A 24219-nucleotide genomic window follows, 5' to 3' on the forward strand; every position below is an offset into this window, starting at 1 on the left:
GACATGGACCTGACCTTCACCCCCGAACAGCAGACGTTCCGGCGCGAGCTGCAGGAGTGGTTCACCGAGCACGGCCCGAAAGGCCGGCTCGACAGCCCCTACTCCGAACCCGGCTACAGCCAGCACCTCGAGTGGGAGCACGCGCTCCACGAGGCCGGATGGGCCGCGCCGAGCTGGCCCTCCGAGGTCGGTGGCCAGGGCGTCGACGCCTGGGCCGAGCTGATCTACGACGAGGAGTACGCGCGCTTTCGCCTGCCCGAGCGGCTCAACAAGATGGGCCTGATCCACGGCGGTCCGACCGTCATGGCGCACGGCACGGAGCAGCAGAAGAGTGAGTGGCTGCCGGGAATCCTGACCTGCGAGGACATCTGGTGCCAGGGCTTCTCCGAGCCCGGCGCGGGAAGCGACCTGGCCGCGGTGCGCACGACGGGCAGGATCAAGGGCGACGCGATGATCGTCGACGGCCAGAAGATCTGGACGTCGCAAGGCATCATCGCCACGACGATGTTCGCGCTGGTGCGCACCGACCCGGAGTCGCGCGGCCATCGCGGGCTCACCTTCGTCATCATCGACCTGCGCTCGCCCGGTGTGGAGATCCGTCCCCTCGGCCAGCTGCACGGCAACCCCGGCTTCGCGGAGGTCTTCTTCTCCGGCGTCGAGGTGCCCGTGGCCAACGTCATCGGGGAGGTTGGCGACGGATGGCACGTCGCCTCGACCTCGCTGGCGCTGGAGCGCGGCACCGCTCGCGGCAGCCACACGCGGATGGAGCAGGCCCTGGTCGACCTCGCCCGTGACACCGCGGCGACGGGCGCGAGCGGCGCCTCGGTGCGGCGCCTCGGTGAGCTCGCGGCATGGGTCGCGGCCTACGAGCAGGCGGCGTACGCCTCGACGCACGAGATCGCGACGGGCCGCGGCAAGGACTATGCCAGCGTCATCAAGATGCTCGGAACACAGATCCTCACGGCGGTCCACGAGGAGAACCTCGAGGTGCTCGGCGCCGACGCCGAGGTCATGGCCGACCACGGACCGAATGCCGAGATGTACGGGATGCGCCGCAACTACTGGCACGGCCGAGGCGCCGAGATCTATGCCGGTTCGAACGAGATCCAGCGCAACATCATCGCCGAGCGTCAGCTCGGCCTGCCGAAGGAGCCCCGCGGATGAAGATCGCCTTCGAACCTGAGCAGCAGGCGCTCGCGGCCGGCTTCGAGCGCGCGGTCGGAGCCCTGGCCAAGCCCGAGGCCCTCCGGGCGCTGTGGGACGACGAGACCGGGCGCTCGCCCAAGCTGTGGGAGGCCGTCGTCGGCATGGGCCTGCCCGCGATCCTCGTCCCGGAGGACTGTGGGGGTTTCGGTGGCGGTCTCGTCGACCTCGCGCTCGTGCTGGAGAGCGTCGGGCGTCACGCGGTGCCCGACGCGCTCCTCGAGGCGCTGGTCACCGGCCCCGTGGCCCTGGCGCGGGCCGGCTCGCCCGAGCAGCGGGAGCGGTGGCTCTCCGGCATCGCCGACGGCTCGCAGCGGGTCACGGTCGCGCTCCGCGGCCTCGCCTCGGTGCCCGACGCCCACGTCAGCGACCTGCTGGTGTACCGCCAGGGTGACGACCTCCTGGTCGTCGACCTGGAGGGCTGCACCGTGACGCGACAGACCGTCATGGATCCGTCACGCCGGCAGTTCGCGGTGGAGGTCCCCGAGGGAGCCGCCGAGGTCCTTCCCGGCTCCGCCGGAGCGCTCGACATCGTCCTCGCCCATGAAGCGGCCGGATCAGCGTCGGTCCTGATCGGTCTGTCGCAGCGCATGATCGACGACACCGTGGCCTACGCCAAGGTGCGCGAGCAGTTCGGTCGAGTCATCGGATCCTTCCAGGCCGTCAAGCACCAGCTCGCCGATGCGACCGCCCGTATCCAGATGGCGTCGTTCCAGGTGCATGCCGCAGCAGCGAAGGTTGCCGGCGACGCCGATGATGCGCGATTCGCAGCCCTGGCCGCGCGCCAGGTCGCCCTCGACGCCGCGTTCGAGGCCAACCGTGCGGCGCTGCAGCTGCATGGCGGCATCGGATTCACGTGGGAGCACGACCTCCAGATCTGGCTCAAGCGGGGCAAGGCACTCGAGCAGGCCCACGGCAACCGTGGCGAGATCGCCGACGAGATCGGCGCGGCCGTCCTGGCCCGCCTCTGAAAGGGATTCCATGACGACCACTGAGGCCGAGGCCCCTGTTCTGCTGGACCGTGAGGGACCGGTCGCGACGATCACGCTCAACCGACCGCACCGCAAGAACGCGATGAACGCCGACAGCTGGAGCGGGCTGTACGACCACCTGCGGACGATCGCCCTGGACGACTCCGTCCGCGCCGTGATCCTCACCGGTGCCGGTGGCGCGTTCTGCGCTGGGGCGGACATCTCCGGCGTTCCTGGAGGGCACCCGCTGACGCGAGTGCGCAACATCAGCCGCACGGCTGACGCGCTCTACAACCTCGCCAAGCCGGTCATCGCCAAGGTCGAGGGAGCCGCCGTCGGCGCCGGATGGAACATGGCCCTGTGCTGCGACTTCGTCGTGGCGTCGTCGGACGCGAAGTTCTCGGAGATCTTCGCCAAGCGTGGCCTGACGATCGACTTCGGTGGGTCGTTCCTCCTGCCACGCCTCGCAGGACTTCAGCAGGCCAAACGACTCGCCTACCTGGCTGACTTCGTGACGCCCGAGGAGGCTCGTGAGCTCGGTCTCGTGACCTGGGTCAAGGAGCCGACCGAGCTGCATGACTTTGTCGACGACCTGGCCGCGCGGTTGGCGAAGATGCCGCCCATCTCGATCGCCCAGAGCAAGGACCTGCTGCAGGCCGGCATCCTCCAGTCGTTCCGCGAGGTGCTCGACAACGAGGCCCGCGCGCAGGCCATCAACTACGCCACGGCCGACGCGCCGGCCGCCTTCAAGGCCTTCGCCAACAGGACCGAGGTTGACTTCACGGGGGAGTGGGGCATCAAGTGAGCGACCCGATCACCACGGACTACACCCAGATCTCCGTCGAGCTGATCGACAGAGTTCTCGAGATCTCCCTCGACCGGCCGGACCGGCTCAATGCCTTCACCCCCAAGATGACCGCAGAGCTGGTGCGGGCCCTCGACCGGGCCGATGCCGACGACGAGGTGCGGGTTGTGCTCGTGACGGGTGCTGGCCGGGGCTTCTGCGCAGGCGCCGACCTCGGCTCGGCCGGCAGCAAGCCGTTCGGCTACGAGGGCAAGGGCATGCAGCCCGACGCTGACGAGGACGACACGATCGACGGGCTCCGCCGTGACGGCGGTGGACAGATCGCGACGCGTCTCGCCTCGCTGCGCAAGCCGGTCATCGCGGCCATCAACGGTGCCGCGATCGGCGTCGGCGCCACCATGACGCTGCCGATGGACATCCGCATCGCCTCGACGAAGGCCAAGTTCGGGTTCGTGTTCGCCCGCCGGGGCATCGCTCCCGAGGCCGTCTCCAGCTGGTTCCTGCCGCGCGTCGTCGGGATCTCGCAGGCCAGCGAGTGGGCGCTCACCGGGCGCATCTTCGACGCCGAGGAGGCCAAGGCAGGCGGCCTGGTCTCGCGGGTCGTCGAGCCTGATGACCTCCTGCCCACCGCGCGCGCCATCGCGCGCGAGATCGCCGACAACACGTCAGCGGTGTCGGTCGCCGTCACCCGACGGATGCTCTGGTCACAGCTCACCCAGACCGAGATCTGGGAGACGCACCACCTCGAGAGCCGGCTCATCGCCGAGCTCAAGGCCGGTCCGGACGCCGCCGAGGGCGTGCAGTCATTCCTCGAGAAGCGGCCCGCCGCGTTCACGGCCGGGCTGGACGAGCATGTCCCTGCCCTGCTGCCCGAGTGGCCGGCCCGGCCCGACTGGGCGCACTGAGCCTTCCCCTCCTTCAGACATCGCACGACCGAGAGACAGGACCGTCTGCATGCTGCGCACCCGCTTCACCGAGATCTTCGGCGTCACCCACCCCATCGTCCAGGGCGGCATGCAATGGGTCGGTCGCGCCGAGCTCGCCGCCGCCGTGTCCGACGCCGGCGGACTCGGCATCATCACGGCGTTGACGCAGCCCACGCCGGAGGACCTCTTCGCCGAGATCCGTCGCGCGCAGGCCATGACCGACAAGCCGCTCGGCGTCAATCTCACGATCTTGCCCACGATCAACCCGCCGCCGTACGACGAGTACCGGCGAGCGATCGCGGAGGCCGGCATCACGATCGTCGAGACCGCGGGCCAGAACCCCGAGCCGCACATCCCGTTCTTCCACGCCCACGGCATCAAGGTGCTGCACAAGTGCACGAGCGTGCGCCACGCGGTGAAGGCCGAGAAGGTCGGCGTCGACGGCGTGAGCATCGACGGATTCGAGTGCGCGGGTCACCCCGGTGAGGACGACATTCCGGGGCTCGTGCTGATCCCGGCCGCCACGAGCAGGCTGACGATCCCGGTCATTGCGTCCGGCGGCATCGCCGACGAGCGCGGGCTGGTCGCCGCGCTCGCCCTCGGCGCCGACGGCGTCAACATGGGCACGCGCTTCATGAGCGTCCAGGAGTCGTTCATCCACGCCGACGTGAAGCAGCGCATCGTCGACGCCACGGAGCGCGAGACCGAGCTGATCTTCCGCCCGCTGCGCAACACCGCCCGCGTGGCCCGCAACGAGGTCAGCACGAAGGTCGTGGAGATGCTCGACGAGGGTGCGCAGTTCCCGGAGATCAAGGACCTCGTCGCAGGGACCCGCGGCCACACGGTCTACGAGACCGGTGACCTCGATGCCGGCGTCTGGTCGGTGGGCATGGTCCAGGGCCTCATCGAGGACGTCCCGACCGCGCGCGAGCTCATCGAGCGCATGGTCGCCGGCGCCGAGCAGATCATCCAGCAGCGACTCGGCGGCTTCATCTCCGCCTGAGCGCGCACGAATCGTGGACCAGGCCGGTGGTATCCATGACCGGTGACGGAGAGCGAGGGCGAGGGACGTCGCCGAGGGGTCCTGGCGGACTGGAACGACGACCGCGGGTTCGGGTTCATCGTGCCGACCGGCGGCGGTCCGCGAGTCTTCGCCCACGTCAAGGCCTTCCCGAGCGGCCGACGCCCTGTCGCCGGCCGTGAGGTCACGTACGCGGAGGGACGCGAGCGCGGGCGTCCGTGTGCCGTGGATGTCAGGTACCCCGGAGCTGTGCCCTCAGCCGGAGCGCCGGCCGGGATGACCGGCGCGATCGGCTTCGTCACGGCCTTCTTCGCTGTCCTGGCGATCCTCGTCGAGATCGACCGCCTGCCGTGGGGCGTCGTCCTCGGCTACGGCCTGGTCAGCGTCCTCACCTTCCTGATGTATCGCGCGGACAAGCTCGCGGCGAGACGTGGGGCGCAGCGGGCGCCTGAGCGCGTGCTGCACCTCGCGGGCCTGTTCGGTGGGTGGCCGGGCGCACTGCTCGCGCGGCACCTGCTGCGGCACAAGACCGTGAAGCAGCCGTTCAGGAGCGTCTACTGGTTCACGGTGGCCACGAACATCGCGGCGCTGGCCGGGTTCCTGCTCAGTGAGCTGCCGCGCAGCTGATGCAGGTGCGCGCGACGGGGCGGGCCTCGAGACGGCCCTCGGCGATCGGCTCGCCGCACTCTTCGCAGATGCCGTAGGTACCGGCGGCCACGCGCTCGAGCGCAGCGTCGATCTCGGCGAGGTGCCGATGCGCCTGGCTGACCAGGGCACCCGTCTGCTCACGCTCGAACGCAATCGTGGCGCCCTCGGGGTCGTGCTCGTCGTCAGCGTTCGAGTCACGTGAGGCCGCGACGACGCCGTCGAAGTCACGGGTCAGGCTCGCGAGACGACGCTGGGTCTCGGCGCGCCCGGCCTCGAGGCGATGGTGGGCATCGGACATGGGCTCACGGTAGGCCGAGGCGCCCACAGGACCGGGCACAGGAGCTCGTGACCGAGCGCGGGACGCCTCCCGTGCCCGGTCGCGAGTTTCGGAGTGAACCCCGTTGATCGCCCGGTCAGCGGACGGGCACGCGGCCGCCGTCGACGGAGAAGGTCTGGCCGGTCATGTAGCTGCAGTCCGGGGAGGCCAGGAAGACGTAGACGCCCGCGATCTCCTCGGGTTCGGCCCACCGGCCGAGCGGGATGGACTCGAGGTACTTGTCCTTGAAGCGCTCGTCGGTGCGGATCGTCTCGGTCATGGGCGTCGACGCAGCCGGGGCGATCGCGTTGACGATGATGCCGGCGGGCGCCAGCTCCTTCGCCGCGGAACGCGCCATGCCGAGCAGGCCGGCCTTGGCCGTGGCGTAGTTGATCTGGCCGATCGTGCCGTTGATGCCGGCGGCCGAGCTGGTGAGGATGATGTTGCCCTGCTTGAGCTCGCGCATGCCCGGTACCACGGCCTGCAGCCAGTAGAAGCTGCCGTTGACGTGGGTCGCCATGACGACGTCCCACTGCTCGTCGGTCATCTTCCAGAGCATCGCCGGGCGGGTGACGCCGGCGTTGCTCACGAGGATCGTGATGGTGCCGAGCCTCTCGGCGATCTCGGCCGCGGCGGCCTCGACCGAGGCGCGGCTGGCGACGTCGTTCGCGACGCCGATCGCGGTGCCGCCGTTCGCGTTGATCGCGTCGGCCACCTCCTTCGCGCGGTCGCCGTCGATGTCGATGACAGCGACCTTGGCGCCTTCGGCGGCGTATCGCTCCGCGATCGCGCGACCGATGCCCTGGCCGGCGCCGGTGATGACGGCGACGCGGTCCTGCAGGACTCCTTCAGACATGGGGTGCTCCTTGTGTCGTGGACTCGTGGTGATGAGGGAAGAGATCAGAGGGTCGAGGCGTCGCCGAGCAAGGCCGTCACCTGGCTGGAGAGGACGCCGCCGTTGCCGTGGACCAGGCCCACGTGGGCGTCGGCGACCTGACGGTCTCCCGCCTCGCCGCGCAGCTGACGCACGGCCTCGACGATCAGAAAGATCCCGTACATGCCGGGATGGGTGTACGAGAGCCCGCCGCCGTTGGTGTTGACCGGGAGACGCCCGCCGGGGGCGATGCCGCCGTCGGCGACGAACGAACCGCCCTCGCCCTTGGCGCAGAAGCCGAGGTCCTCGAGAAACAGCAGCGTGTTGATCGTGAACGCGTCGTAGACCTCGACGACGTCGACGTCGGACGGCTTCAGCCCCGCAAGCTCGAACGCGCGCGGTCCGGACTCGGCAGCCGCGGTCGTCGTCAGGTCTGGCGTCGTCGAGATGTTCATGTGCCGCGCGGCCTCGGCGACCGACAGGATCGGCACGATCGCCTGCTGGAGGTCGCGGGCCCGCTCCGTCGTCGTCACGACCACGGCGCCGGCGCCGTCGGTGACGAGGCAGCAGTCGCGGACCGACAGCGGGGTGGAAACCATGCGCGCGCCGAGAACATCGTCGATCGCGAGGTCGTCGCGGGTGAAGGCGTGCGGGTGCAGCTTCGCCCACTTGCGGGCGGCGACCGCGATCTCAGCGAAGTCCTTTCGGGTCGTGCCGAACTCGTGCATGTGACGTGCCGCCGCGAGCGCGTAGCCCGAAACCGGGAGGCGAGGGCCGAAGGGTGCTTCGTAGGACGGGACGAGATTGGCCCCCGACGTCGCGAGGCCGCCCGAGTGGGAGCGCTGGTTGCTGCCGTAGGCGATCAAGGCGACCTCGGCCATGCCGGCGTTGATCGCGGCGGTGGCGTGCCGCAGGTGGGCGACGAACGAGCTGCCACCCGTGGCGGTCGTGTCGACGTAGCGCGGCTGGAGGCCGAGGTACTCGCTGAGCGTCGTGGCCGGGAAGGTGAAGAAGGCTGAGTGGCAGAACACGGCGTCGATGTCGGACGGTTTCAGCCCGGCGTCCGCGATGGCTTCCAGCGACGCCTCGCCGGCGATCTGCAGGGCCGACACGTCCGGGCCGACCTCGCCGAGACCGGCCTCCGCGACGCCGACGACGCTGGTGCTGCCGCGCAGCTGGGACTCGGTCCTCATGCGGTGGCTCCCGTCGTCAGTGAGGCGAGAGGGAGCGGGTCGCCACCTGCCGCGATCGGACGGACCTCGAGCCGCACCGCGTCGCCGATGACGGCGGTGGTGGCGTCGGAGCCGTCGAGCCGCGACATCATGCGGAACCCCTCGGCGACGTCGAGGATCACCACCGTGTACGGGTCCTGGTCGCGCGGGGAGATCGTCGTGGCGGAGTAGATCGTGGCGTCGCCCGCGCTCTCGGTCCAGGCCAGCTCGCGGGTGCCACACGTCGGGCAGACCGGGCGCGGCGGGAAGACGGCGTGACCGTCCCCGCACCTCTGAAAGGCCAGCGCACCCTCGGTCAGCCGGCGTCGGTACGTCGCGTCCAGCGACCTTTCCTGGGCGAGCGACATCGATTCCTCCTGGGGTTCAGCGGGGGACAGTTGAAGATAGCATTCATGATAGTATACATTCATGCATGAAGTTGCTAGCCCCATGCAGGACCAGCTGAAAAGGAGTCGTCGTGACCGGTGAGACAGACCGCACTGGCCCGCTCAGTGGGGTGCGCATCCTCGACCTGACGCGGGTCGTGATGGGTCCCCTGGCCACGCAGGTGCTGGCCGACCAGGGTGCCGACGTGATCCTCGTCGAGGCGCCCGGCGGTGACACGAACCGCGTGATGGGCCCGGGCCCGCACCCGGAGCTCTCTGGCATCGCGCTCAACCTGCTGCGCAACAAGCGGTCCATCGACATCGACCTGAAGTCGGAGGAGGGTCGCGAGATCATCCGCGCCCTCGTGCCCGAGTGCGACGTCGTGGTCGCCACGATGCGTCCGCAGGTCCTGCGTCGCCTTGGCCTCGACTACGAGTCCCTGAAGCTGCTCAAGCCCGACCTCGTCTACTGCCAGGCCCAGGGATTCCCGCTCGACAGCGCCCGCGCCGAGGAGCCGGCGTACGACGACATCATCCAGGCCGCCAGTGGCGTGGCCGACATGGTCGAGCGGGTCACGGGGGAGCCGTCACTGCTGCCGACGATCTTCGCCGACAAGGTCTGCGGGCTCGTCATGGCGCAGGCGATCGTCGCGGCGCTGTTCCACCGCGAGCGCACCGGCCACGGCCAGCACGTCGAAGTGCCGATGCAGCAGGCGACCGCAGCGTTCATGCTCGCCGAGCACGGCAGCGGCGCCATCCCGGAGCCGCCGATCGCCGAGGGCGGCCGGCCGGCTGCCGGGTACCCCCGCGTGCTCTCGCCGGAGCGTCGACCGCACCCCACCAAGGACGGGCTCGTCCACCTCTTCCCGTACCTGCCGAAGCACTACGCACGGCTCTTCGCGGCCGCCGGTGTCGAGGGAGCCGAGCATGACGAGCGCTACGTCGATCAGCGCGCGACGCTCGTGAACTCTGACTCGCTGTACCGCGAGGTCCGCAAGTACGGCCCCACCCGGACGACGGAGGAGTGGCTCGAGTTCTGCCGCGCCGAGGGCATTCCGGCGACCAAGGTCGCGACCCTCCAGGGCCTCGTCGACGAACTCGAGCTGACCCAGCACCCGACCGTCGGTCGGTACCGGCTGGTGCCCCAGATGGCGAACTTCTCCCGGACCCCCGGAGGTCTTCGACGGGATGCGCCGATGATCGGCGAGCACACCGACGAGGTGCTGGCCGAGTTCCTCCCACAACAGGCTCATCCGGCCGGCGTGGGAGACGTGGAACCGATGCAGACGGCGAGAGGACTGGCATGAGACTCCAGGCGACGGAGCTGACCCGCGCCGAGCGTGACCTGCAGGACGAGGTCCGCTCGTGGCTCGACGAACGGCTGCCGGAGGGTTCTTACCCGCTTGGTCTCGGCATGGCAGGCGCGATCGACCCCGAGTTCTCGCGTGATCTCGGCGCGCAGGGATGGCTCGGCATGTCGCTGCCGGTCGAGCACGGTGGCCACGGCCGTACGGCGGTCGACCGTCTCGTGGTCGTCGAGGCTCTCCTCGCCCGCGGCGCACCGGTCGGCTACCACTGGATCGGCGACCGCCAGTCGGGGCCGAGCATCGCGGCCAATGGCACCGAGCTCCAGAAGAAGGAGCTCCTGCCCGGCATCGCGAGTGGCGAGCTGTCGTTCTCGATCGGCATGAGCGAGCCCGACTCGGGCTCCGACCTGGCCTCGGTCCGCACCCGTGCCGAGCGCGTTGACGGCGGCTGGGTCGTCAACGGAGCCAAGATCTGGACGACCGGCGCCTTCGAGGCGACTCACATCCTGTCGCTGTTCCGAACCTCGGAGGACCGCCACTCCGGCCTCACGCAATTCATCGTCGACCGGCACGCCCCGGGCCTGACCGTATCGCCGATCGAGTTCATCGACGGCACGAAGGACTTCTGCGAGCTGTCGTTCGTCGACATGTTCATCTCCGACGAGTGGCGCCTCGGTGAGGTCGGATCCGGCTGGGGCCAGAACACCGGAGAGCTCGCCTTGGAGCGCGGCGGCGTCGACCGCTGGATGTCGGCGATGCCGCTGGTCGAGCGCTGGGCCGTCAGGGAGGCAGCGGCGTCCGGCACCCGCGCGACGGCCGAGCTCGGCTCGATCGTGGCGCGTTGCTGGGCCTTCCGGGGCATGAGCCTCGCGGTGGCCCGCATGGTCGACGACGGACAGTCGCCGGTCACCGAGGCCGCACTGATCAAGGAGATGGCGACCCGTTTCGAGCAGGAGTGTCTCGAGGTCATGGTGCGCCACCTGGGCCGGCCGCTCCGCGCCGATGCCGACGACCCGTACGAGGCGCTCCTCGCCAAGGCGGTGCAGGTCGCCCCCTCCTGGACCATCCGGGGCGGCACCAACGAGATCTTGCGGTCGGTCATCTCGAAGGGGCTGCGCACACGATGAAGGACGAAACGATGAGCGAGACCGTGAGGGCCGACGAGGAGCTCGTCGAGCTGATGGAGGACTTCTTCGCCCGCGAGGTCACGCCCGACCTGGTCGACGCGACCGAGCGCTCGGGAGAGCTGCCGAGGGCGCTCTGGGACCGAGCCGAGGCGGTGCAGGTCCCCTGGATCGGCATCTCCGAGGAGCACGGAGGCGTTGGCGGCACGTTCGCCGACGTCGTCGCGCTCGTGCATCACGCCGCGTACCGCGCGACCCCGCTGCCTGTGCTCGAGCACCACCTCGCCGCGAGGCTGCTCGTTCGCGCCGGCCTCGGCCACGTCGACGGTCCGATGACGGTCGCTGGCATCTCGCGGCACGACGACGTCCCGATCGTGAGTGACGCCATGATCGACGGCCGGATCCCGGATGTGCCATGGGCCGCCGACGTCACCGCGGTCGTCCTGCTGACCCGGGACGAACAGGGAGACGACGTCGTCGTTCTGGTGCGTCGCGACGACTTCACGGTGGAGGTGTCGACCGACCTCGCTGGCACCCCCGTGCCGACCGTGGTGCTGTCCGAAGCGCCGGCCGTGGTCGGACAGCTCGAGGGCGGTGCCGACGCTTTCCTGCGGTACGCCGAGGTGCTGCGGTGCTCGGCACTCGCCGGTCTGCTGCGTCGCCTCTACGACCTCACGTCGGGCTACGTCTCAGAGCGTCACCAGTTCGGCAAGCCGGTCGGATCGTTCCAGGCCGTGCAGCTCCACACCGTCACGTTGGCCCAAGCGGCCTCGATATCGATGCTCAGTGTCGACCGCGCCGCAGCGGCCGTCGCGTCGGGCTCAGGCGAGTTCGAGGTCGCGGCCGCATCGGTGGTCGTCGGACAGCATGCGGTGCGCGCCGCGGCCGCCGCGCACCAGGCTCATGGCGCGATCGGCATGACCCGCGAGTACCCGTTGCAGCAGGTGACCCGCCGTATCCACGCGATGCGCCAGCTCTGGGAACCATCGACCCAGGCCGAGGAGCGCGTGGGCCACATCGCCCTGGTGGCGCCGCGGCTCTCCGAGCTAGTCGCCCGCCACCCCGAGGAAGGACTCCAGTCCGCATGATCGACACCAGCAACACCGTCCCCGTCGCTGTCACCCACCAGGGTCACGTCGCCACGATCGAGGTGCAACGCCCGCCGACGAACTACTTCGACCTCGACGTGCTCCGTCGCATCGCCGACCTGGGGCTCGAGCTTGCCGAGTCCGGCACCCGCGCCATCGTTCTCGCCTCCCAGGGCAAGCACTTCTGCGCCGGTGCCAACTTCGGCAGCGGCGGGATGGGGCAGGATCGCGTCGCGGAGTCGCGCGAGATCTACCGCGCAGCGCACCGCATCTTCACGATCCCCGTGCCGGTCGTCGCCGCGGTGCAAGGCTCGGCGGTCGGCGGCGGGTTGGGTCTGGCCTGCGCCGTTGACTTTCGTGTGGCTGCGCCTTCGACGCGCTTCCACGCGAACTTCGCTCAACTGGGGTTCCACCAAGGTTTCGGGCTGAGCGTGTCCCTGCCCCGCATCGTCGGCACCCAGACGGCTTCACGACTGCTGCTGACGGCCGAGCGCGTCACGGGTGAGCAGGCCGCGACGATCGGTCTGGCGGACGTCCTGGTCGGTGACGAGGACGACGCGAACGCCGCGGTCCGGGAGGGCGCCCTGGGTCTCGCCACGACGCTGGCGGCACGGGCACCACTCGCCGTACGCTCCATGCGCACGACACTGCGGGACGGGTTGGCCGACGAGGTCGCCGCGATCCTCGAACGTGAGATCAGCGAGCAGGCCCGCCTGTGGCAGACCGCTGACTCGACCGAGGGGATCGCCGCGAATCTCGAGCGACGTCCGGCAGAGTTCACTGGCCGCTGATCCGCGGTCAGCCAGATCTGTCAGACCGAGCGCGTTGGAAGGGCATCACATGAGGATCCGCGGAGCAGTGCTGGAGCGCATCGGAGACCCGGCCCCGTTCGAGGAGTCCCGGCCCGTCCGGGTCGTCGAGCTCGAGCTTGACGAGCCCGGACCCACGGAGGTCCTGGTCGAGATCGAGGCTGCAGGCGTCTGCCACTCCGACCTCTCCGTGGTCGACGGCAATCGCCCACGACCTGTGCCGATGTTGCTCGGCCACGAGGCCGCGGGGCTCGTCCGGGTTGTCGGGTCGGACGTCGCCGGCCTCCCGCTCGGAACCCGCGTGGTGATGACCTTCCTGCCCCGGTGCGGCGAGTGCGGCGGCTGTCGCACGGACGGCATGGCACCCTGCCAGCCGGGGTCAGTCGCCAACGGCGCCGGAGTGCTGCTCGCCGGGGGGAGCCGGTTGCACGACGGGACCTCCCAGATCGCCCACCACCTCGGGGTCTCGGCCTTCGCCACGCACGCCGTGGTCGACCGTCGTTCGCTCGTGGTCGTGGACCACGACGTCCCGGCCGACGTGGCCGCCGTCCTCGGATGCGCGGTCCTGACGGGCGGAGGGGCGGTCATCAACGTGGCGAAGCCGCGCCCGGGGTCGAGCATCGCCGTGGTTGGTCTGGGCGGCGTGGGCCTCGCCGCTGCGATCACGGCCCTCGCCCATGACGACGTTCGAGTCATCGGTATCGACATGCTCGAGCACAAGCTCGCCGCTGCCCGCGATCTCGGCGTCCACGAGACCTACACGCCGCAGGAGGCCGCTGAGAAGGGCATCAAGGCCGATGCCGTAATCGAGGCCGTCGGCCGGGGAGCCGTGTTCGCCTCCGCCCTCGCCCTCACCGCCCCCGGTGGCCGGACGATTACGGTCGGCTTGCCGACACCCCAGGAGACCGTCGAGATCTCGCCGCTGGCCCTGGTGGCCGAGGGCCGCACGATCGTCGGCAGCTACCTGGGTTCTGCCGTGCCGTCCCGTGACATCCCGATCTTCGTGGACCTGTGGCGTGCCGGGAAGCTGCCGGTCGAGAAGCTCATCAGCTCGACCATCGGGCTCGAGGGGATCAACCGGGCGATGGACCTGCTCGCGAGCGGTGCGGAGCTGCGCCAGATCGTCCGGCTCGACGCGAGCGCCGACCCGGCCGAAACTCGCGCGTGAGCGTCGCGCAGTACATCGACGACCTGCTCGGTGGCGCGAAGGCTGACCTGTTCGTCGACGGCACGTGGCGTGGGGCGTCCTCGGGCCGGCGGTTCGTCGTGGCCGACCCGGCGACGGGAGAGCCGCTGACCCAGGTCGCCGACGGCGACGCGAGCGACGGGTCCGCAGCACTCACCGCGGCCGACCGGGCGCAGGAGTCGTGGGCGGAGGTCGCGCCGCGCGCTCGGGCGATCCTCCTGGTGGCAGCCTTCGACCTCGTCCACGAGAACACCAACGGCTTTGCCCGCCTCATCACGGCCGAGATGGGCAAGGCGCGCGGTGAGGTCGCCTACGGCGCCGAGTTCCTGCGGTGGTTCGCAGAGGAGGCCGTCCGCATCGATGGTCGAACCGGCACGCTGCCGAGCGGACGACTCCACATGCTCGTGAACCGCCGACCGGTGGGCCCGTGCCTGCTCATCACGCCGTGGAACTTCCCGCTGGCGATGGCGACACGCAAGATCGCTCCCGCGCTGGCGGCGGGGTGCACCGCGGTCGTGAAGCCGGCCGAGCTGACCCCGCTCACGACACTCGCCCTCGCGAAGATCTTCGAGGAGGTCGGCCTGCCGCCCGGGGTGCTGAACGTCGTGACCACCGCGGACCCTGCGACGGCGACCGGCCATCTCCTGGCCGATCCGCGCCTGCGGAAGCTCTCGTTCACCGGCTCGACCCCCGTGGGCAAGCGGCTGCTGGCCTCGGCTGCCGACGGGGTGCTGCGGTGCTCGATGGAGCTCGGAGGCAGTGCGCCGTTCGTGGTCTTCGATGACGCCGACCTCGATGCAGCGGTCGAGGGAGCCATTGCGGCCAAGACCAGGAACATCGGCGAGGCCTGCACCGCGGCGAACCGATTCCTGGTGCAGACGTCGATCCGTGAGAAGTTCGTCGAGCGGTTTGCCGCATCGATGGACGCGCTCGTCCTCGGACCGGGCACGGACGCCGGGACGGATCTCGGACCTCTGATCGACGAGCGGTCGCGCCGGCGCGTGCACGGTCTGGTCGCCGACGCCGTCGCCGACGGAGCGCGTCTGGTCGTCGGTGGCGAGCTGCCGGACGGTCCTGGCTACTTCTACCCACCCACTGTGCTCGACGGCGTCGGTGCCGACTCCCGCGTCGTGACCGAGGAGATCTTCGGCCCGGTCGCGCCGGTGCAGAGTTTCGTCGACGAGGACGACGCGGCGCGCCTGGCCAACTCCACGCCGTACGGGTTGGCGGCTTACGTCTACACGCGCGACCTCGACCGTACGTTGCGGTTCGTCCCGCGCCTGCAGTTCGGGATGGTCGGCGTGAACACGGGTGTCGTGTCGGATCCTGCGGCGCCGTTCGGCGGGGTCAAGGAGTCGGGGCTGGGCCGCGAGGGCGGCCGCGAGGGCATCGACGAGTACCTCGAGCACCAGTATGTGGGAATCGCGCGGTGATCGCAGCACCCACCCGTTGAGGGCCCCTTGAGAAGTCCTGGTTCCTCGTCGCCCCTCGAGTGGCGCAGACGCTACGCCTGCGGCTTGACCGCCAGCACCGCGCAGGGGGCCTCCAGGATGACGCGCTGGGCGACGCTGCCGAGCAGGAGCTTGCCGACCGGTGAACGGTGTCGGACCCCGATCACGATCGTCGAGACGTCGTCCTTCTCGGCGAGCTCGAGGATCGCCTCGACAATGTCGGTGTTCTCGGGGCGCTCGACGGTGGCATCGACCCCGGCGGCGCGAGCCTGCTCGACGAGGGTGGTGAGCGCCTCGTCCGACGCTGCGTGGGAATCAACCAGCGCACCGCCGCGCAACGCGTTGACGATCACGAGGGGCACGCCGTGGGCGGCCGCCTCGGCGATCGCGACCGGCGCCGCGGCATCGCCGGGCTCGGAGGGGACGTAGGACAGCAAGATCGTCATGGGGTCATCCTACCCATGATGTATGCACAAACGAATGCGATCTTTGTCGCCTGTAGTGCCACGATGACGGCATGTCCGCCGATGACAAGGCCATGCTCGTGCAGTACCTCGACCAACTGCGTGAGGCGTGGCTCTGGAAGCTCGAGGGCGTCGACGACCTCGACGTGCGTCGACCGCTGACCGCGACCGGCACCAACCTGCTGGGACTGACCAAGCACGTGGCCGCCTGCACGGCGGAGTACTTCGGCCTCGTGTTCGACCGGCCGTTCCCGGGCGACCTGCCGCTCAGCGACGACGACCCGCTGATCGACCTGTGGTGCCCGGCCGACGAGTCACGGGCCGACGTGCTCGACCTGTGGAGCCGCGCCTGGGCCCATGCCGACGCGACGATCGAGGCGCTGCCGCTGGAGGCCGCCGGCCGGGTGCCCTGGTGGGGCGACCGGGGTGGCGTGACGCTGCAGCAGATCCTGGTGCACATGACCGTGGAGCTCGCGCGGCACGCGGGCCAGCTGGACGTCCTGCGGGAAGGCCTGGACGGATTCACCGGGCTGAGACCGGGCGTGGAGAACATGCCCGACGGGACCGACTGGCCCGCCCACGTGGCCCGCGTCGAGCAGGCCGCCCGCGAGGCGGCCGGACGCTGACTCAGGCCGACGTGCGGATCGTGCTCGACCCGTCGGTGGTGCGCTCGACCCGCACCTGGGCCGGGATCTGCTCCTTCATGGCTTCGACGTGACTGATGAGGCCGATCGTGCGTCCACCCTCGCGCAGGGCGTCGAGGGTCTCCATCGTGACCTCGAGGGTCTCGGGGTCGAGCGAGCCGAATCCTTCGTCGATGAAGAGCGTGTCGAGGCGCAGCCCGCCGGCGCGTGAGGTGACGACCTCGGCCAGGCCCAGCGCGAGCGCCAGCGACGCCTGGAACTTCTCGCCCCCCGACAACGAGCTGGGCGAGCGGGTGTCGCCCGTGTGGGCGTCGAGCACCGCGATCTCGAGCCCCGAGATGCCGGCCGACGTGGTGTCGTCGGAGTACTGCAGCTCGTACCGACCGCCGGTCATCGAGGCGAGACGGACGTTGGCCGCCCCGAGGATGTCCTCGAGCTCGGCGACGAGGGCAAAGGTCTCGAGCGGCATGCGCAGCTGGTTGGCGCCCATGCCACGGAGGGTCTTGTCGAGTGCTGCGACGGTCTCGTACCGCGCGAGCTGCGCCGCCGACGCGGTGACGGCCGCCGCGATCTCGCCGGTCAACGACGCGTAGGCCTCGAGGCGGCCCTGCTGCGTGGCGCGTTCCTCGCCGGACGCGGTGGCGGCGCGCTTCGCCTCGACGAGCTGGGCTCGCGGTGCCTCGACGTCGACGGGCTCGGCCGGCAGGTCGGCCAGCTCGGGCTCGGCGAGGATGCTCGCGACGGCCGTCAGTGCGGCGTCGTGACGAGCGACGAGCTGGTCGAGTCGCGTGACCTCGGCCGTGGCCACGACCGCGGTCTCGACCTCTTCGGCCGAGGCGAATCCGCCGGCGTCGAGGGCGGCCTGGAGGATGCCGGTGGCCTCCACCGTGGCGGCCCGGCACTCCTGCAGCCGCTCGACGGCCTCGGCGACGGCCCGCACGGCGGCCAGGTCACCGCGGCGTGCGCCGCGCACCGCCTCGACCGAGACGGCGTCGCCACGGGCGTCCGCGACCTGCTGCTCGGCCTCGCCGAGGGTCGCGGCGGCCGCGACGGCCACTCCGGCCAGTCGTTCGCGCTCGACCGCGCTGGCGGCGAGCTGCCGGTCGAGCTGGTCGAGCGTGGTGCGGAGGGCCTTCGCCTCGGCCTCGAGAGCGGCACGTCGACCGAGCTCACGGCCCAGCCCGGTGAGTGCCTCGGTGGCGGCCTCGACCGCGGTGGTGAGCTCGGCCGTGGTGCCGCCGGCCTGCTCGACCGCGGTCTCGAACGAGGTGCGCAGGCGCTCGAGGGCCGACGTCGCGGCTCCGGCCGCCTCGCGGCCCGTGGACTCCGCCTGTGCGGCCAGGTCGAGGTCGGCCTCCTCCACGTGGTCGTCGGTGGGTCGGGCCGGGTGCGGGTGGTCGGTGGCGCCACACACGAGGCAGGGCTCGCCGTCCGCGAGCTGGGCGGCGAGCACGGCGGAGTAGCCGTCGAGCTGACGCCGACGCAGCGCGAGCAACGCGGTCTCGGCACGGTTGGCGGTCTCGGTGAGCGTGAGCTGCTCGCGGGTGGCCGTGGCGATCCGCTGCTCGAGCCGGTCGGCCTCGGCCGCACGCGACTGGCGTTCGCGCAGCCGCTCGAGGTCGGCCGTCGCCGAGGCGTGCTGGGCGCCGAGCTCGGTCGTGGCCTCGAGCTGCAGCCGCACCTCGTCGATGCGGTGCGTCGTGAGGTCGCGCTCGGTGCCGCGGTGCTCGAGGTCGTGGCCGAAGGCGGCGACAGCCTCGGACGACGCGGCGGCCCGCTGCCGCAGATCGGGGAGTCGGCGCTCGAGCTCGACGGACGCCCCGAGGGCGCCGACCTCCTCGGCGAGCTCGTCGGCGCGACGGCGCACGGCCTCGAGCTCGACACCCTGCTCCGGGAGCCGTGCGGCGAGATCAGCGAGCGCTGCGTCGTGGGCCGCCTCGGCGTCGGCGGCGGCCTCGGCCGCCCGGCGGTGCTGCCCGACCGCCTGGTGGGCGACGACCGCCCGCCGGGCGGCCGCAACCGTCTGGCGGTGCGCCGTGACCTCGTGCTGCTGCTCGGCGAGCTCGGCCTGCCGGCGCAGCGCCTCGGCGCGCCGCTGCTGGCGCTCGGCCGTGATGCGGGCGGCGTGGAACGCCTCGTCGACGGCGGCGAGGCGCAGGCGGTCGGCCTCGGCCCGGGCCGAGGCCGCGGACACGACCTCCTGCTGGTCGGCGACGACCTGCTCGGCCCAGCCGACGACATCGGTCGGGGGAGCCTCGGTGCCCGACTGCTGGGCGAGGGTGCCGGCCTTGGCCGAGATCGTGGTGAGGACGTGCTCGAGCTGCTGCTTGGCGGCGCGGGCGCGGTCCTGCACGGCGCTGGAGTACGTGTCGAAGCGCTGGGTGCCGAAGAGCCGGCGCAGCAGCTGCCGGCGGGTCTCGCTCTTCGCGACGAGGAACTCCTGGAACTGGCCCTGCGCCAGCAGCACCACCTGCAGGAACTGGTGGGCGTCGAGCCCGAGGAGCTCCTGCACGTGGGTCTCGGCGTTGCCGATCTTGGTCTCGAAGACCTCGAACCCCGCCTCGCCGAGACGGCTCAGCTCGATCCGGGCCTTCTCCGGCGTCGTGCCGGTGCCGACCTTCTTGGGACGGCGGTACGCCGGCGAGCGCCAGACGCGGTAGCGGGTCTCGGCCACCGTGAGCTCGACCGTGACCTCGGTGGGCACGCCGGGGGCCAGGTAGCGGCTGCGGACGGCCTCGTCGATCTTGCCGTCGTAGCGAGGCACCGTGCCGAAGAGCCCGTAGGTGAGCGCGTCGAGCACCGAGGACTTGCCGGCGCCGGTGCGCCCCGTGAGCAGGAAGATGCCGTCGTCGGCGAAGGCGTCGAAGTCGACCTCGACCCGGTCGCGGTACGGGCCGAAGCCCGCCATCGAGACGGAGTGGATCCTCACGGCAGCTCCGCACCTGAGTGCGCGAGGACGTCGTCGACGATCTCGCGCTCGTCGGTGTCGAGGCCGGTACCGCGCACGCGACCGAGGAAGGTGTCGACGACCTCGAGGTCGGACTTGCCGTGCACGAGCTCGCGGTAGGCGCGGTCGCCACCGACGGGGGCCGCCAGCGCGACGTAGTCGAGCTGGGCGCAGTGGGGGAATCGGCTCTGCAGGCGCCGCATCGCGTCGCGCTGGCGCAGCGGGTCGGTGAGGCGCGCCCGCACCCACGCCGCGGTGTGGGCGCCGTGCTCGGGTGCCTCGAGGAGCTCCTGGAGCGTGCCGGTGAGCGTGACGAGGGGACGCGGCACGCCGAGGTCGACCCACGTGACGTCGGCCAGCCCGTCGGCGTCGAGGTCGACGAGCCACCCGCCGCGCGGCTTGGCCTCCTCCGAGAACGACAGGTGGAGCGGTGCCCCGCTGTAGCGGACGTGCTCGGCCAGCACCGACCGGCCGTGGATGTGCCCGAGCGCGGCATACGTGACGCCGTCGAAGCCCGTGACCGGGACGCGATCGACCCCGCCCACCGTGGGGCTGTCGACGATGGCGCGCTCGGACTCGCACGACTCGCCCTCGGCCCCGGCCACGAACGTGTGGGCCAGCACGACCGAGCGGCCGCCCCGCTCGGCGAGGTCGGCGCGGACGAGTCGCATCGCCTCGTCGACCGCGTGGGCCTGGGTCCGCATCGGATCGGCCTCCCACACGTGCCGCAGCCGGGCGGGCTCCAGGAACGGGATGCCGTAGACGTGCACCGGACCGTGGTCGTCGTGCAGCGTGACCGGCACGGTGACCTGCTCGGGACGCGTGATGACGTGGACGCCGGACGCCGACACGAAGTCGGACATCGACCCCAGCCGTGTGGGGGAGTCGTGGTTGCCGGCGGTGAGCACGACCTGGGGGCCGGCCTCGCGCAGTCGACGCAGGCTGCGGTTGAAGACGCCGATGGCGTCGGCCGATGGCGTGGACGAGTCGTAGACATCGCCCGCCACGACGACGACGTCGACCTCCAGCGCGCGCACCGTCTCGGCCATCTCGCGCAGCACGCCCTCGAGCGGCTCGAGCGTGGCATGGCCGTGGAACGTGCGACCCACGTGCCAGTCGGAGGTGTGCCAGATGCGCATGCCAGAACCCTAGGGTGCGCCGCCGACACGCCGGCCTCGGCCGGACGGGAACATTCGTGGTGCCCCCTTCGTCTGAACAGATGTCGGGTCGGCGCCGCCGCGCTGTCGTCATCACGGGGTGTGGAGCGCGCCGTGCCGACCCGGCACCATCGACCGGCACCATCGACCGGCACCGGTCACCGCCGCACGAGAGGCAGCACCATGACACGGCTCACCACGGTCTTCGGTCAGGTCTACCTGACGAGCGCCCTGCTGGCGTTCGTCGCGACGTTCCTGCCGCTCTGGTCCTCACCCGAGGTCGAGTCCTTCGACACCATGAACCTGTGGGCCGGAGCGATGATCTCGAACACCGGTGGCGGGATCGCCGGGGTCGGTCTCCTGCTGGCGCTCCTGCTGGTGGCGACCCTGCTGCTGTCGGCCGTGTTCGTCGACAAGGGCCCCGGGGCGCCAGTGGTGGCCGCCGTCCTCAGCCTGCCGGGTGTGGTGCTGCTGCTGACGAAGCCGTACAGCAGCACGCCGGAGCCCAGCTTCGGCACGGGCGGCGCGCTGATGCTGTCGCTGGCCATCATCGTGATCGTGACGGCGATCGTCCACGTCAGCGCCTGGACCCTCTCGGCGGGTGCCAGGAACGACGAACGCCGGGAGCAGGTCCAGCCGCTCCCGGCGCCGCCGGTGTGACTCAGGTCGATCGGCTCAGCGGGGGGCCATGCGGATCGCGCCGTCGAGGCGGATCGTCTCACCGTTGAGCATGGGGTTCTCGACGATGTGGGCCGCGAGCGCGCCGAACTCCTTGGGCTCGCCGAGGCGCGACGGGTGCGGGACCTGCTGGCCCAGGGAGTCGCGGGCCTCCTGGGGCAGCGAGGCGAGCAGCGGCGTGTTGAACAGGCCCGGCGCGATCGTGTTGACACGGATCTGCAGCTTCGCGAGATCGCGCGCGATCGGGAGCGTCATGCCGACGACGCCACCCTTCGAGGCGGAGTACGCCGCCTGGCCGATCTGACCGTCGAACGCCGCGACCGAGGCGGTGTTGACGATGACGCCGCGCTCCTCGCCGACGGGGCCGAGGCCCGCCATGTGGGCCGCGGCCAGGCGCGTCACGTTGAACGTGCCGATCAGGTTGATCTCGATGATGCGCTGGAACTTCTCCAGCGGGTACGGCGCGTTGTCGCGACCGACGGTCTTGATCGCGTCGCCGGTGCCGGCGCAGTTGACGACGATGCGCAGCTCGCCGAGCTCGGCGGCGGCGTCGATCGCGGCCTGGACCTGGTCGGCGTCACGGACGTCGGCGCCCACGACCCTGACCGCGTCGCCGAGGGCGGTGGCGACGTCGTCGCCGGCACCCGGGAGGTCGAGCACGACGGCCTTGGCGCCCTTGGCCACGAGGGCCTCGACGGTCGCGCGACCCAGGCCGGACGCGCCGCCGGTGACGAGGGCGACGGTGTGGGAGATGTCCATGCGGATTTCCTTGCTGGAGGTGGGGTTGCGGAGACGGTGTGGCCGCCCTCACGCTGCTACAGTCAGCGGTGACTGTAACAGGTGGCGAGGACCCCTCGCGATCAGGAGCGAGGAGCGGATGAGCCCGACCGACCAGGCGCCCGACGCCGACGACTCGATCGCGTACTCCGACTACGCCGCCCGCAGCCGGGTCACGCAGCAGCACCTGCTGGACACCGCGGTCGAGGTGCTGATCGAGCACGGCTACAGCGGTGCGTCGACCCTCAAGATCCAGCAGCGCGCCGGCGTCAGCCGCGGCCGTCTCCTGCACCAGTACCCGCACCGCGACGCGTTGCTCGTGGCCGCGGTGCAGCACATCGCGGAGGGACGCGTGCGCGCGACCCACGGTGGTTCGGGCTGGCCCGACGACCCGGCCGAGCGCGTCGTGGCGGCGATCGACTCGATGTGGACCACCTACCACCAGGGCTACTTCTGGGCGGCCACCGAGCTGTGGCTCGCGGCCCGCCAGAACGAGGCGCTCGCGGAGGCGCTCCGCCCGCGCGAGCACGCGCTGGGGGCGGCGATCCGCGAGGCGGTCGACGGCCTGTTCGGCCCCCAGGTCACCGCCCACCCGCGCTACGCGGCCGTGCGCGACCTCCTCAACTCGAGCATGCGCGGCGTGGCGCTGACCTACGCGTTCGACCCGCGCGACCCGTCGGCCGACCCCAACGTCGCGACGTGGCGGAGCTTCGCCCTGCGGGAGCTCGGGCTCGGCGACTGAGCAGCGCTCGTCAGCCGTGGGCCTTCTGCAGCTCGGCGCCCATGGCGGCGATCAGGGCCTGCAGGCCGCGCAGCGGGCGGGCCATCACGGTGAAGTCGACGATCGCTCCGTCCTGGTCCCAGGCGATCATGTCGACGCCGTGGACGTCCTTGCCGTCGATCGTGGTCGTGAACTCGAGCACCGCGGAGTCCTCGGCGTACCACTCGCGGTGGTAGGTCAGCCCCGGTCCGAGCACGGCGAGGGCGGCCCAGAGGTAGGCGAACGTGAGGTCGGGACCCTCCTGCGGCGTGTGCACGGCGGGGGAGCGGAACGTGACGTCGGCGGCGAGGAGATCGCGCAGGCCCTGGGGTGTCGGGGCGGCGACGAGGGCGTGCCAGGCCCGGATCGTGGGGGGGGTGGAGCGGGAGGCGGAGGGGGAGTGCGGTCGGCTGTCATGGCCTACCTTCCTGTTGCGCAGTCAGTGCTGACCGTAGGCTACGCTGCTGGACGTCCCGCCCGTCCCCCGTGGAGGTCCCCATGTCGCTGCCCGAAGTCCTGCGGAGCCCGCTGACGCTGCCGCTCGTCGCGTCGCCGATGTTCATCGCCTCCGGCCCCACGCTCGTGACCGCGCAGTGCCAGGCCGGTGTGATCGGTGCGTTCCCCGCGCTGAACGCCCGCCCGGCGACCCTGCTCGACGACTGGCTGCACGAGATCGCCGAGAGCAACGCGACGTTCGCGTCGCAGAACCCCGACGCCATCGTGGCGCCGTTCGCGGTCAACCAGATCGTGCACAAGTCGAACGACCGGCTCGACGCCGACATGGAGCTCGTGGTCAAGCACGAGGTGCCGATCGTCATCACCTCGCTCGGCGCGCGACCGGAGATCAACGAGGCCGTGCACTCCTACGGCGGCATCGTGCTGCACGACGTGATCAACGACCGCTTCGCCCACAAGGCGATCGAGAAGGGCGCCGACGGCCTCATCGCGGTGGCCGCGGGAGCCGGCGGACACGCCGGGACGCAGTCGCCCCTGGCGCTGCTGCAGGAGATCCGCGCCTGGTTCGACGGCCCGCTCCTGCTGTCGGGCGCCATCGCGCACGGCCGGTCGATCCTCGCCGCGCTCGCTGCGGGCGCCGACTTCGCGTACGTCGGCTCGGCCTTCCTCGCGACCCACGAGGCCAACGTCACCGACGACTACAAGCAGATGATCGTCGACTCCGGCGCCGGCGACATCATCTACAGCAACCTCTTCACGGGCGTGCACGGCAACTACCTGCGCGGCAGCATCGAGGCGGCCGGGCTCGACCCCGCCGACCTGCCGACGTCCGACCCGTCGGCGATGAGCTTCGGCACGGACGACTCGAAGGCGTGGCGCGACATCTGGGGCTCCGGCCAGGGCGTCGGCGCTGTCGACGGCGTCCGGGACGTGGCCGACCTCGTCGCGCGCTTCCGGACCGAGTTCGACGCGGCGAAGGCCGAGCTCGACGCCAAGCTGGCCTGAGCCGG

At 71.1% G+C, this 24219-nt stretch carries 25 protein-coding genes; 16 read left to right on the forward strand and 9 right to left on the reverse strand.

From position 1 onward, the window contains the following. Positions 1-3: 3 nt before the first annotated feature. Genes V6S66_RS05070 through V6S66_RS05095 form a run of 6 tightly spaced genes read left to right on the forward strand, consistent with a single transcriptional unit; the run spans position 4 to position 5553 of the window. A complete protein-coding gene (locus V6S66_RS05070) occupies positions 4-1164 on the forward strand; it encodes an acyl-CoA dehydrogenase family protein (RefSeq protein ID WP_334205665.1) in 1161 nt (386 codons plus the stop codon). Further along, a complete protein-coding gene (locus V6S66_RS05075) occupies positions 1161-2174 on the forward strand; it encodes an acyl-CoA dehydrogenase family protein (RefSeq protein WP_334205666.1) in 1014 nt (337 codons plus the stop codon). The genes V6S66_RS05070 and V6S66_RS05075 overlap by 4 nt, the downstream gene beginning before the upstream one ends. Before the next feature lie 10 nt (positions 2175-2184). Further along, complete coding sequence (locus V6S66_RS05080; protein ID WP_334205667.1) at positions 2185-2979, forward strand: enoyl-CoA hydratase/isomerase family protein; 795 nt, start codon at positions 2185-2187, stop codon at positions 2977-2979. Further along, on the forward strand, positions 2976-3884 hold the full coding sequence (locus tag V6S66_RS05085; protein ID WP_334205668.1) for an enoyl-CoA hydratase-related protein: 909 nt from the start codon (positions 2976-2978) through the stop codon (positions 3882-3884). The genes V6S66_RS05080 and V6S66_RS05085 overlap by 4 nt, the downstream gene beginning before the upstream one ends. Before the next feature lie 49 nt (positions 3885-3933). Next, positions 3934-4908, forward strand: a complete 975-nt coding sequence (locus V6S66_RS05090) for an NAD(P)H-dependent flavin oxidoreductase (protein ID WP_334205669.1) — start codon at positions 3934-3936, stop codon at positions 4906-4908. Between the two features lie 42 nt (positions 4909-4950). After that, a complete protein-coding gene (locus tag V6S66_RS05095; RefSeq protein WP_334205670.1) occupies positions 4951-5553 on the forward strand; it encodes a DUF1294 domain-containing protein in 603 nt (200 codons plus the stop codon). Here V6S66_RS05095 and V6S66_RS05100 read toward each other — a convergent pair. The 4 genes from V6S66_RS05100 to V6S66_RS05115 form a co-directional block, all read right to left on the reverse strand. Then, positions 5531-5872 carry a TraR/DksA family transcriptional regulator gene (locus tag V6S66_RS05100; protein ID WP_334205671.1) on the reverse strand — a complete coding sequence of 114 codons (342 nt, stop codon included), beginning with the start codon at positions 5870-5872 and terminating at the stop codon, positions 5531-5533. The genes V6S66_RS05095 and V6S66_RS05100 overlap by 23 nt on opposite strands. Positions 5873-5987: 115 nt before the next feature. Beyond that, complete coding sequence (locus V6S66_RS05105) at positions 5988-6746, reverse strand: SDR family NAD(P)-dependent oxidoreductase (protein WP_334205672.1); 759 nt, start codon at positions 6744-6746, stop codon at positions 5988-5990. A 44-nt stretch (positions 6747-6790) separates the two neighbouring features. Then, positions 6791-7957, reverse strand: coding sequence for an acetyl-CoA acetyltransferase (locus V6S66_RS05110; protein ID WP_334205673.1), 1167 nt, complete (start codon positions 7955-7957; stop codon positions 6791-6793). Then, positions 7954-8343, reverse strand: coding sequence for a Zn-ribbon domain-containing OB-fold protein (locus V6S66_RS05115; protein WP_334205674.1), 390 nt, complete (start codon positions 8341-8343; stop codon positions 7954-7956). The genes V6S66_RS05110 and V6S66_RS05115 overlap by 4 nt, the downstream gene beginning before the upstream one ends. A 110-nt stretch (positions 8344-8453) precedes the next feature. Between V6S66_RS05115 and V6S66_RS05120 the strand changes: the two genes are divergently transcribed. Genes V6S66_RS05120 through V6S66_RS05145 form a run of 6 tightly spaced genes read left to right on the forward strand, consistent with a single transcriptional unit; the run spans position 8454 to position 15308 of the window. Continuing rightward, the gene (locus V6S66_RS05120) at positions 8454-9668 is read left to right on the forward strand and encodes a CaiB/BaiF CoA transferase family protein (protein WP_334205675.1); all 1215 of its coding nucleotides are present in this window, start codon (positions 8454-8456) and stop codon (positions 9666-9668) included. Next, complete coding sequence (locus V6S66_RS05125) at positions 9665-10795, forward strand: acyl-CoA dehydrogenase family protein (RefSeq protein ID WP_334205676.1); 1131 nt, start codon at positions 9665-9667, stop codon at positions 10793-10795. The genes V6S66_RS05120 and V6S66_RS05125 overlap by 4 nt, the downstream gene beginning before the upstream one ends. A gap of 11 nt (positions 10796-10806) precedes the next feature. Further along, positions 10807-11880: an acyl-CoA dehydrogenase family protein gene (locus tag V6S66_RS05130; RefSeq protein WP_334205677.1), complete on the forward strand. Its 1074-nt coding sequence runs from the start codon at positions 10807-10809 to the stop codon at positions 11878-11880. Continuing rightward, positions 11877-12671, forward strand: coding sequence for an enoyl-CoA hydratase/isomerase family protein (locus V6S66_RS05135; RefSeq protein ID WP_334205678.1), 795 nt, complete (start codon positions 11877-11879; stop codon positions 12669-12671). The genes V6S66_RS05130 and V6S66_RS05135 overlap by 4 nt, the downstream gene beginning before the upstream one ends. A gap of 49 nt (positions 12672-12720) precedes the next feature. Beyond that, complete coding sequence (locus V6S66_RS05140; protein WP_334205679.1) at positions 12721-13857, forward strand: zinc-binding dehydrogenase; 1137 nt, start codon at positions 12721-12723, stop codon at positions 13855-13857. After that, the gene (locus tag V6S66_RS05145; protein WP_334205680.1) at positions 13854-15308 is read left to right on the forward strand and encodes an NAD-dependent succinate-semialdehyde dehydrogenase; all 1455 of its coding nucleotides are present in this window, start codon (positions 13854-13856) and stop codon (positions 15306-15308) included. Before V6S66_RS05140 ends, V6S66_RS05145 begins: the two co-directional genes overlap by 4 nt. Positions 15309-15379: 71 nt before the next feature. On the opposite strand, the gene V6S66_RS05150 is transcribed toward V6S66_RS05145, so the two are convergent. Beyond that, positions 15380-15772, reverse strand: coding sequence for a universal stress protein (locus V6S66_RS05150; protein WP_334205681.1), 393 nt, complete (start codon positions 15770-15772; stop codon positions 15380-15382). 71 nt (positions 15773-15843) lie between these two features. On the opposite strand from V6S66_RS05150, the gene V6S66_RS05155 reads away from it, so the two are divergent. Next, entirely contained in the window at positions 15844-16416 is a 573-nt protein-coding gene (locus tag V6S66_RS05155) for a DinB family protein (protein ID WP_334205682.1), read from the forward strand. Between the two features lies 1 nt (position 16417). On the opposite strand, the gene V6S66_RS05160 is transcribed toward V6S66_RS05155, so the two are convergent. Both V6S66_RS05160 and V6S66_RS05165 read right to left on the reverse strand, forming a co-directional pair. Beyond that, complete coding sequence (locus V6S66_RS05160; RefSeq protein WP_334205683.1) at positions 16418-19363, reverse strand: SMC family ATPase; 2946 nt, start codon at positions 19361-19363, stop codon at positions 16418-16420. Beyond that, complete coding sequence (locus tag V6S66_RS05165) at positions 19360-20520, reverse strand: exonuclease SbcCD subunit D (protein ID WP_334205684.1); 1161 nt, start codon at positions 20518-20520, stop codon at positions 19360-19362. The genes V6S66_RS05160 and V6S66_RS05165 overlap by 4 nt, the downstream gene beginning before the upstream one ends. Positions 20521-20721: 201 nt before the next feature. Between V6S66_RS05165 and V6S66_RS05170 the strand changes: the two genes are divergently transcribed. Beyond that, positions 20722-21198 (forward strand): hypothetical protein, encoded by a 477-nt coding sequence (locus V6S66_RS05170; protein ID WP_334205685.1) that lies wholly within the window; start codon positions 20722-20724, stop codon positions 21196-21198. 15 nt (positions 21199-21213) lie between these two features. On the opposite strand, the gene V6S66_RS05175 is transcribed toward V6S66_RS05170, so the two are convergent. Then, positions 21214-21975: a 3-hydroxyacyl-CoA dehydrogenase gene (locus V6S66_RS05175; protein WP_334205686.1), complete on the reverse strand. Its 762-nt coding sequence runs from the start codon at positions 21973-21975 to the stop codon at positions 21214-21216. Positions 21976-22093: 118 nt separating this feature from the next. Between V6S66_RS05175 and V6S66_RS05180 the strand changes: the two genes are divergently transcribed. After that, positions 22094-22735 (forward strand): TetR/AcrR family transcriptional regulator, encoded by a 642-nt coding sequence (locus tag V6S66_RS05180; RefSeq protein WP_334205687.1) that lies wholly within the window; start codon positions 22094-22096, stop codon positions 22733-22735. A gap of 10 nt (positions 22736-22745) precedes the next feature. Here V6S66_RS05180 and V6S66_RS05185 read toward each other — a convergent pair whose 3' ends face one another. Beyond that, a complete protein-coding gene (locus V6S66_RS05185) occupies positions 22746-23192 on the reverse strand; it encodes a nuclear transport factor 2 family protein (RefSeq protein WP_334207225.1) in 447 nt (148 codons plus the stop codon). 59 nt (positions 23193-23251) lie between these two features. Here V6S66_RS05185 and V6S66_RS05190 point away from each other — a divergent pair, with 59 nt between their 5' ends. After that, positions 23252-24214, forward strand: coding sequence for an NAD(P)H-dependent flavin oxidoreductase (locus tag V6S66_RS05190; protein WP_334205688.1), 963 nt, complete (start codon positions 23252-23254; stop codon positions 24212-24214). Positions 24215-24219: the final 5 nt, after the last annotated feature.

Source organism: Aeromicrobium sp. Sec7.5 (genome assembly GCF_036867135.1).
Classification (GTDB): Bacteria; Actinomycetota; Actinomycetes; order Propionibacteriales; family Nocardioidaceae; genus Aeromicrobium.

What these genes read in the sequence shown, in the direction of transcription:
- V6S66_RS05090 (WP_334205669.1), top strand. Translation starts at nt 3,934, where the DNA reads ATGCTGCGCACCCGCTTCACCGAGATCTTCGGCGTCACCCACCCCATC.
- V6S66_RS05165 (WP_334205684.1), bottom strand. Translation starts at nt 20,520, where the DNA reads ATGCGCATCTGGCACACCTCCGACTGGCACGTGGGTCGCACGTTCCAC.
- V6S66_RS05105 (WP_334205672.1), bottom strand. Translation starts at nt 6,746, where the DNA reads ATGTCTGAAGGAGTCCTGCAGGACCGCGTCGCCGTCATCACCGGCGCC.
- V6S66_RS05150 (WP_334205681.1), bottom strand. Translation starts at nt 15,772, where the DNA reads ATGACGATCTTGCTGTCCTACGTCCCCTCCGAGCCCGGCGATGCCGCG.
- V6S66_RS05135 (WP_334205678.1), top strand. Translation starts at nt 11,877, where the DNA reads ATGATCGACACCAGCAACACCGTCCCCGTCGCTGTCACCCACCAGGGT.
- V6S66_RS05170 (WP_334205685.1), top strand. Translation starts at nt 20,722, where the DNA reads ATGACACGGCTCACCACGGTCTTCGGTCAGGTCTACCTGACGAGCGCC.
- V6S66_RS05125 (WP_334205676.1), top strand. Translation starts at nt 9,665, where the DNA reads ATGAGACTCCAGGCGACGGAGCTGACCCGCGCCGAGCGTGACCTGCAG.
- V6S66_RS05190 (WP_334205688.1), top strand. Translation starts at nt 23,252, where the DNA reads ATGTCGCTGCCCGAAGTCCTGCGGAGCCCGCTGACGCTGCCGCTCGTC.
- V6S66_RS05100 (WP_334205671.1), bottom strand. Translation starts at nt 5,872, where the DNA reads ATGTCCGATGCCCACCATCGCCTCGAGGCCGGGCGCGCCGAGACCCAG.
- V6S66_RS05130 (WP_334205677.1), top strand. Translation starts at nt 10,807, where the DNA reads ATGAGCGAGACCGTGAGGGCCGACGAGGAGCTCGTCGAGCTGATGGAG.
- V6S66_RS05075 (WP_334205666.1), top strand. Translation starts at nt 1,161, where the DNA reads ATGAAGATCGCCTTCGAACCTGAGCAGCAGGCGCTCGCGGCCGGCTTC.
- V6S66_RS05110 (WP_334205673.1), bottom strand. Translation starts at nt 7,957, where the DNA reads ATGAGGACCGAGTCCCAGCTGCGCGGCAGCACCAGCGTCGTCGGCGTC.
- V6S66_RS05155 (WP_334205682.1), top strand. Translation starts at nt 15,844, where the DNA reads ATGTCCGCCGATGACAAGGCCATGCTCGTGCAGTACCTCGACCAACTG.
- V6S66_RS05180 (WP_334205687.1), top strand. Translation starts at nt 22,094, where the DNA reads ATGAGCCCGACCGACCAGGCGCCCGACGCCGACGACTCGATCGCGTAC.
- V6S66_RS05115 (WP_334205674.1), bottom strand. Translation starts at nt 8,343, where the DNA reads ATGTCGCTCGCCCAGGAAAGGTCGCTGGACGCGACGTACCGACGCCGG.
- V6S66_RS05175 (WP_334205686.1), bottom strand. Translation starts at nt 21,975, where the DNA reads ATGGACATCTCCCACACCGTCGCCCTCGTCACCGGCGGCGCGTCCGGC.
- V6S66_RS05140 (WP_334205679.1), top strand. Translation starts at nt 12,721, where the DNA reads ATGAGGATCCGCGGAGCAGTGCTGGAGCGCATCGGAGACCCGGCCCCG.
- V6S66_RS05070 (WP_334205665.1), top strand. Translation starts at nt 4, where the DNA reads ATGGACCTGACCTTCACCCCCGAACAGCAGACGTTCCGGCGCGAGCTG.
- V6S66_RS05080 (WP_334205667.1), top strand. Translation starts at nt 2,185, where the DNA reads ATGACGACCACTGAGGCCGAGGCCCCTGTTCTGCTGGACCGTGAGGGA.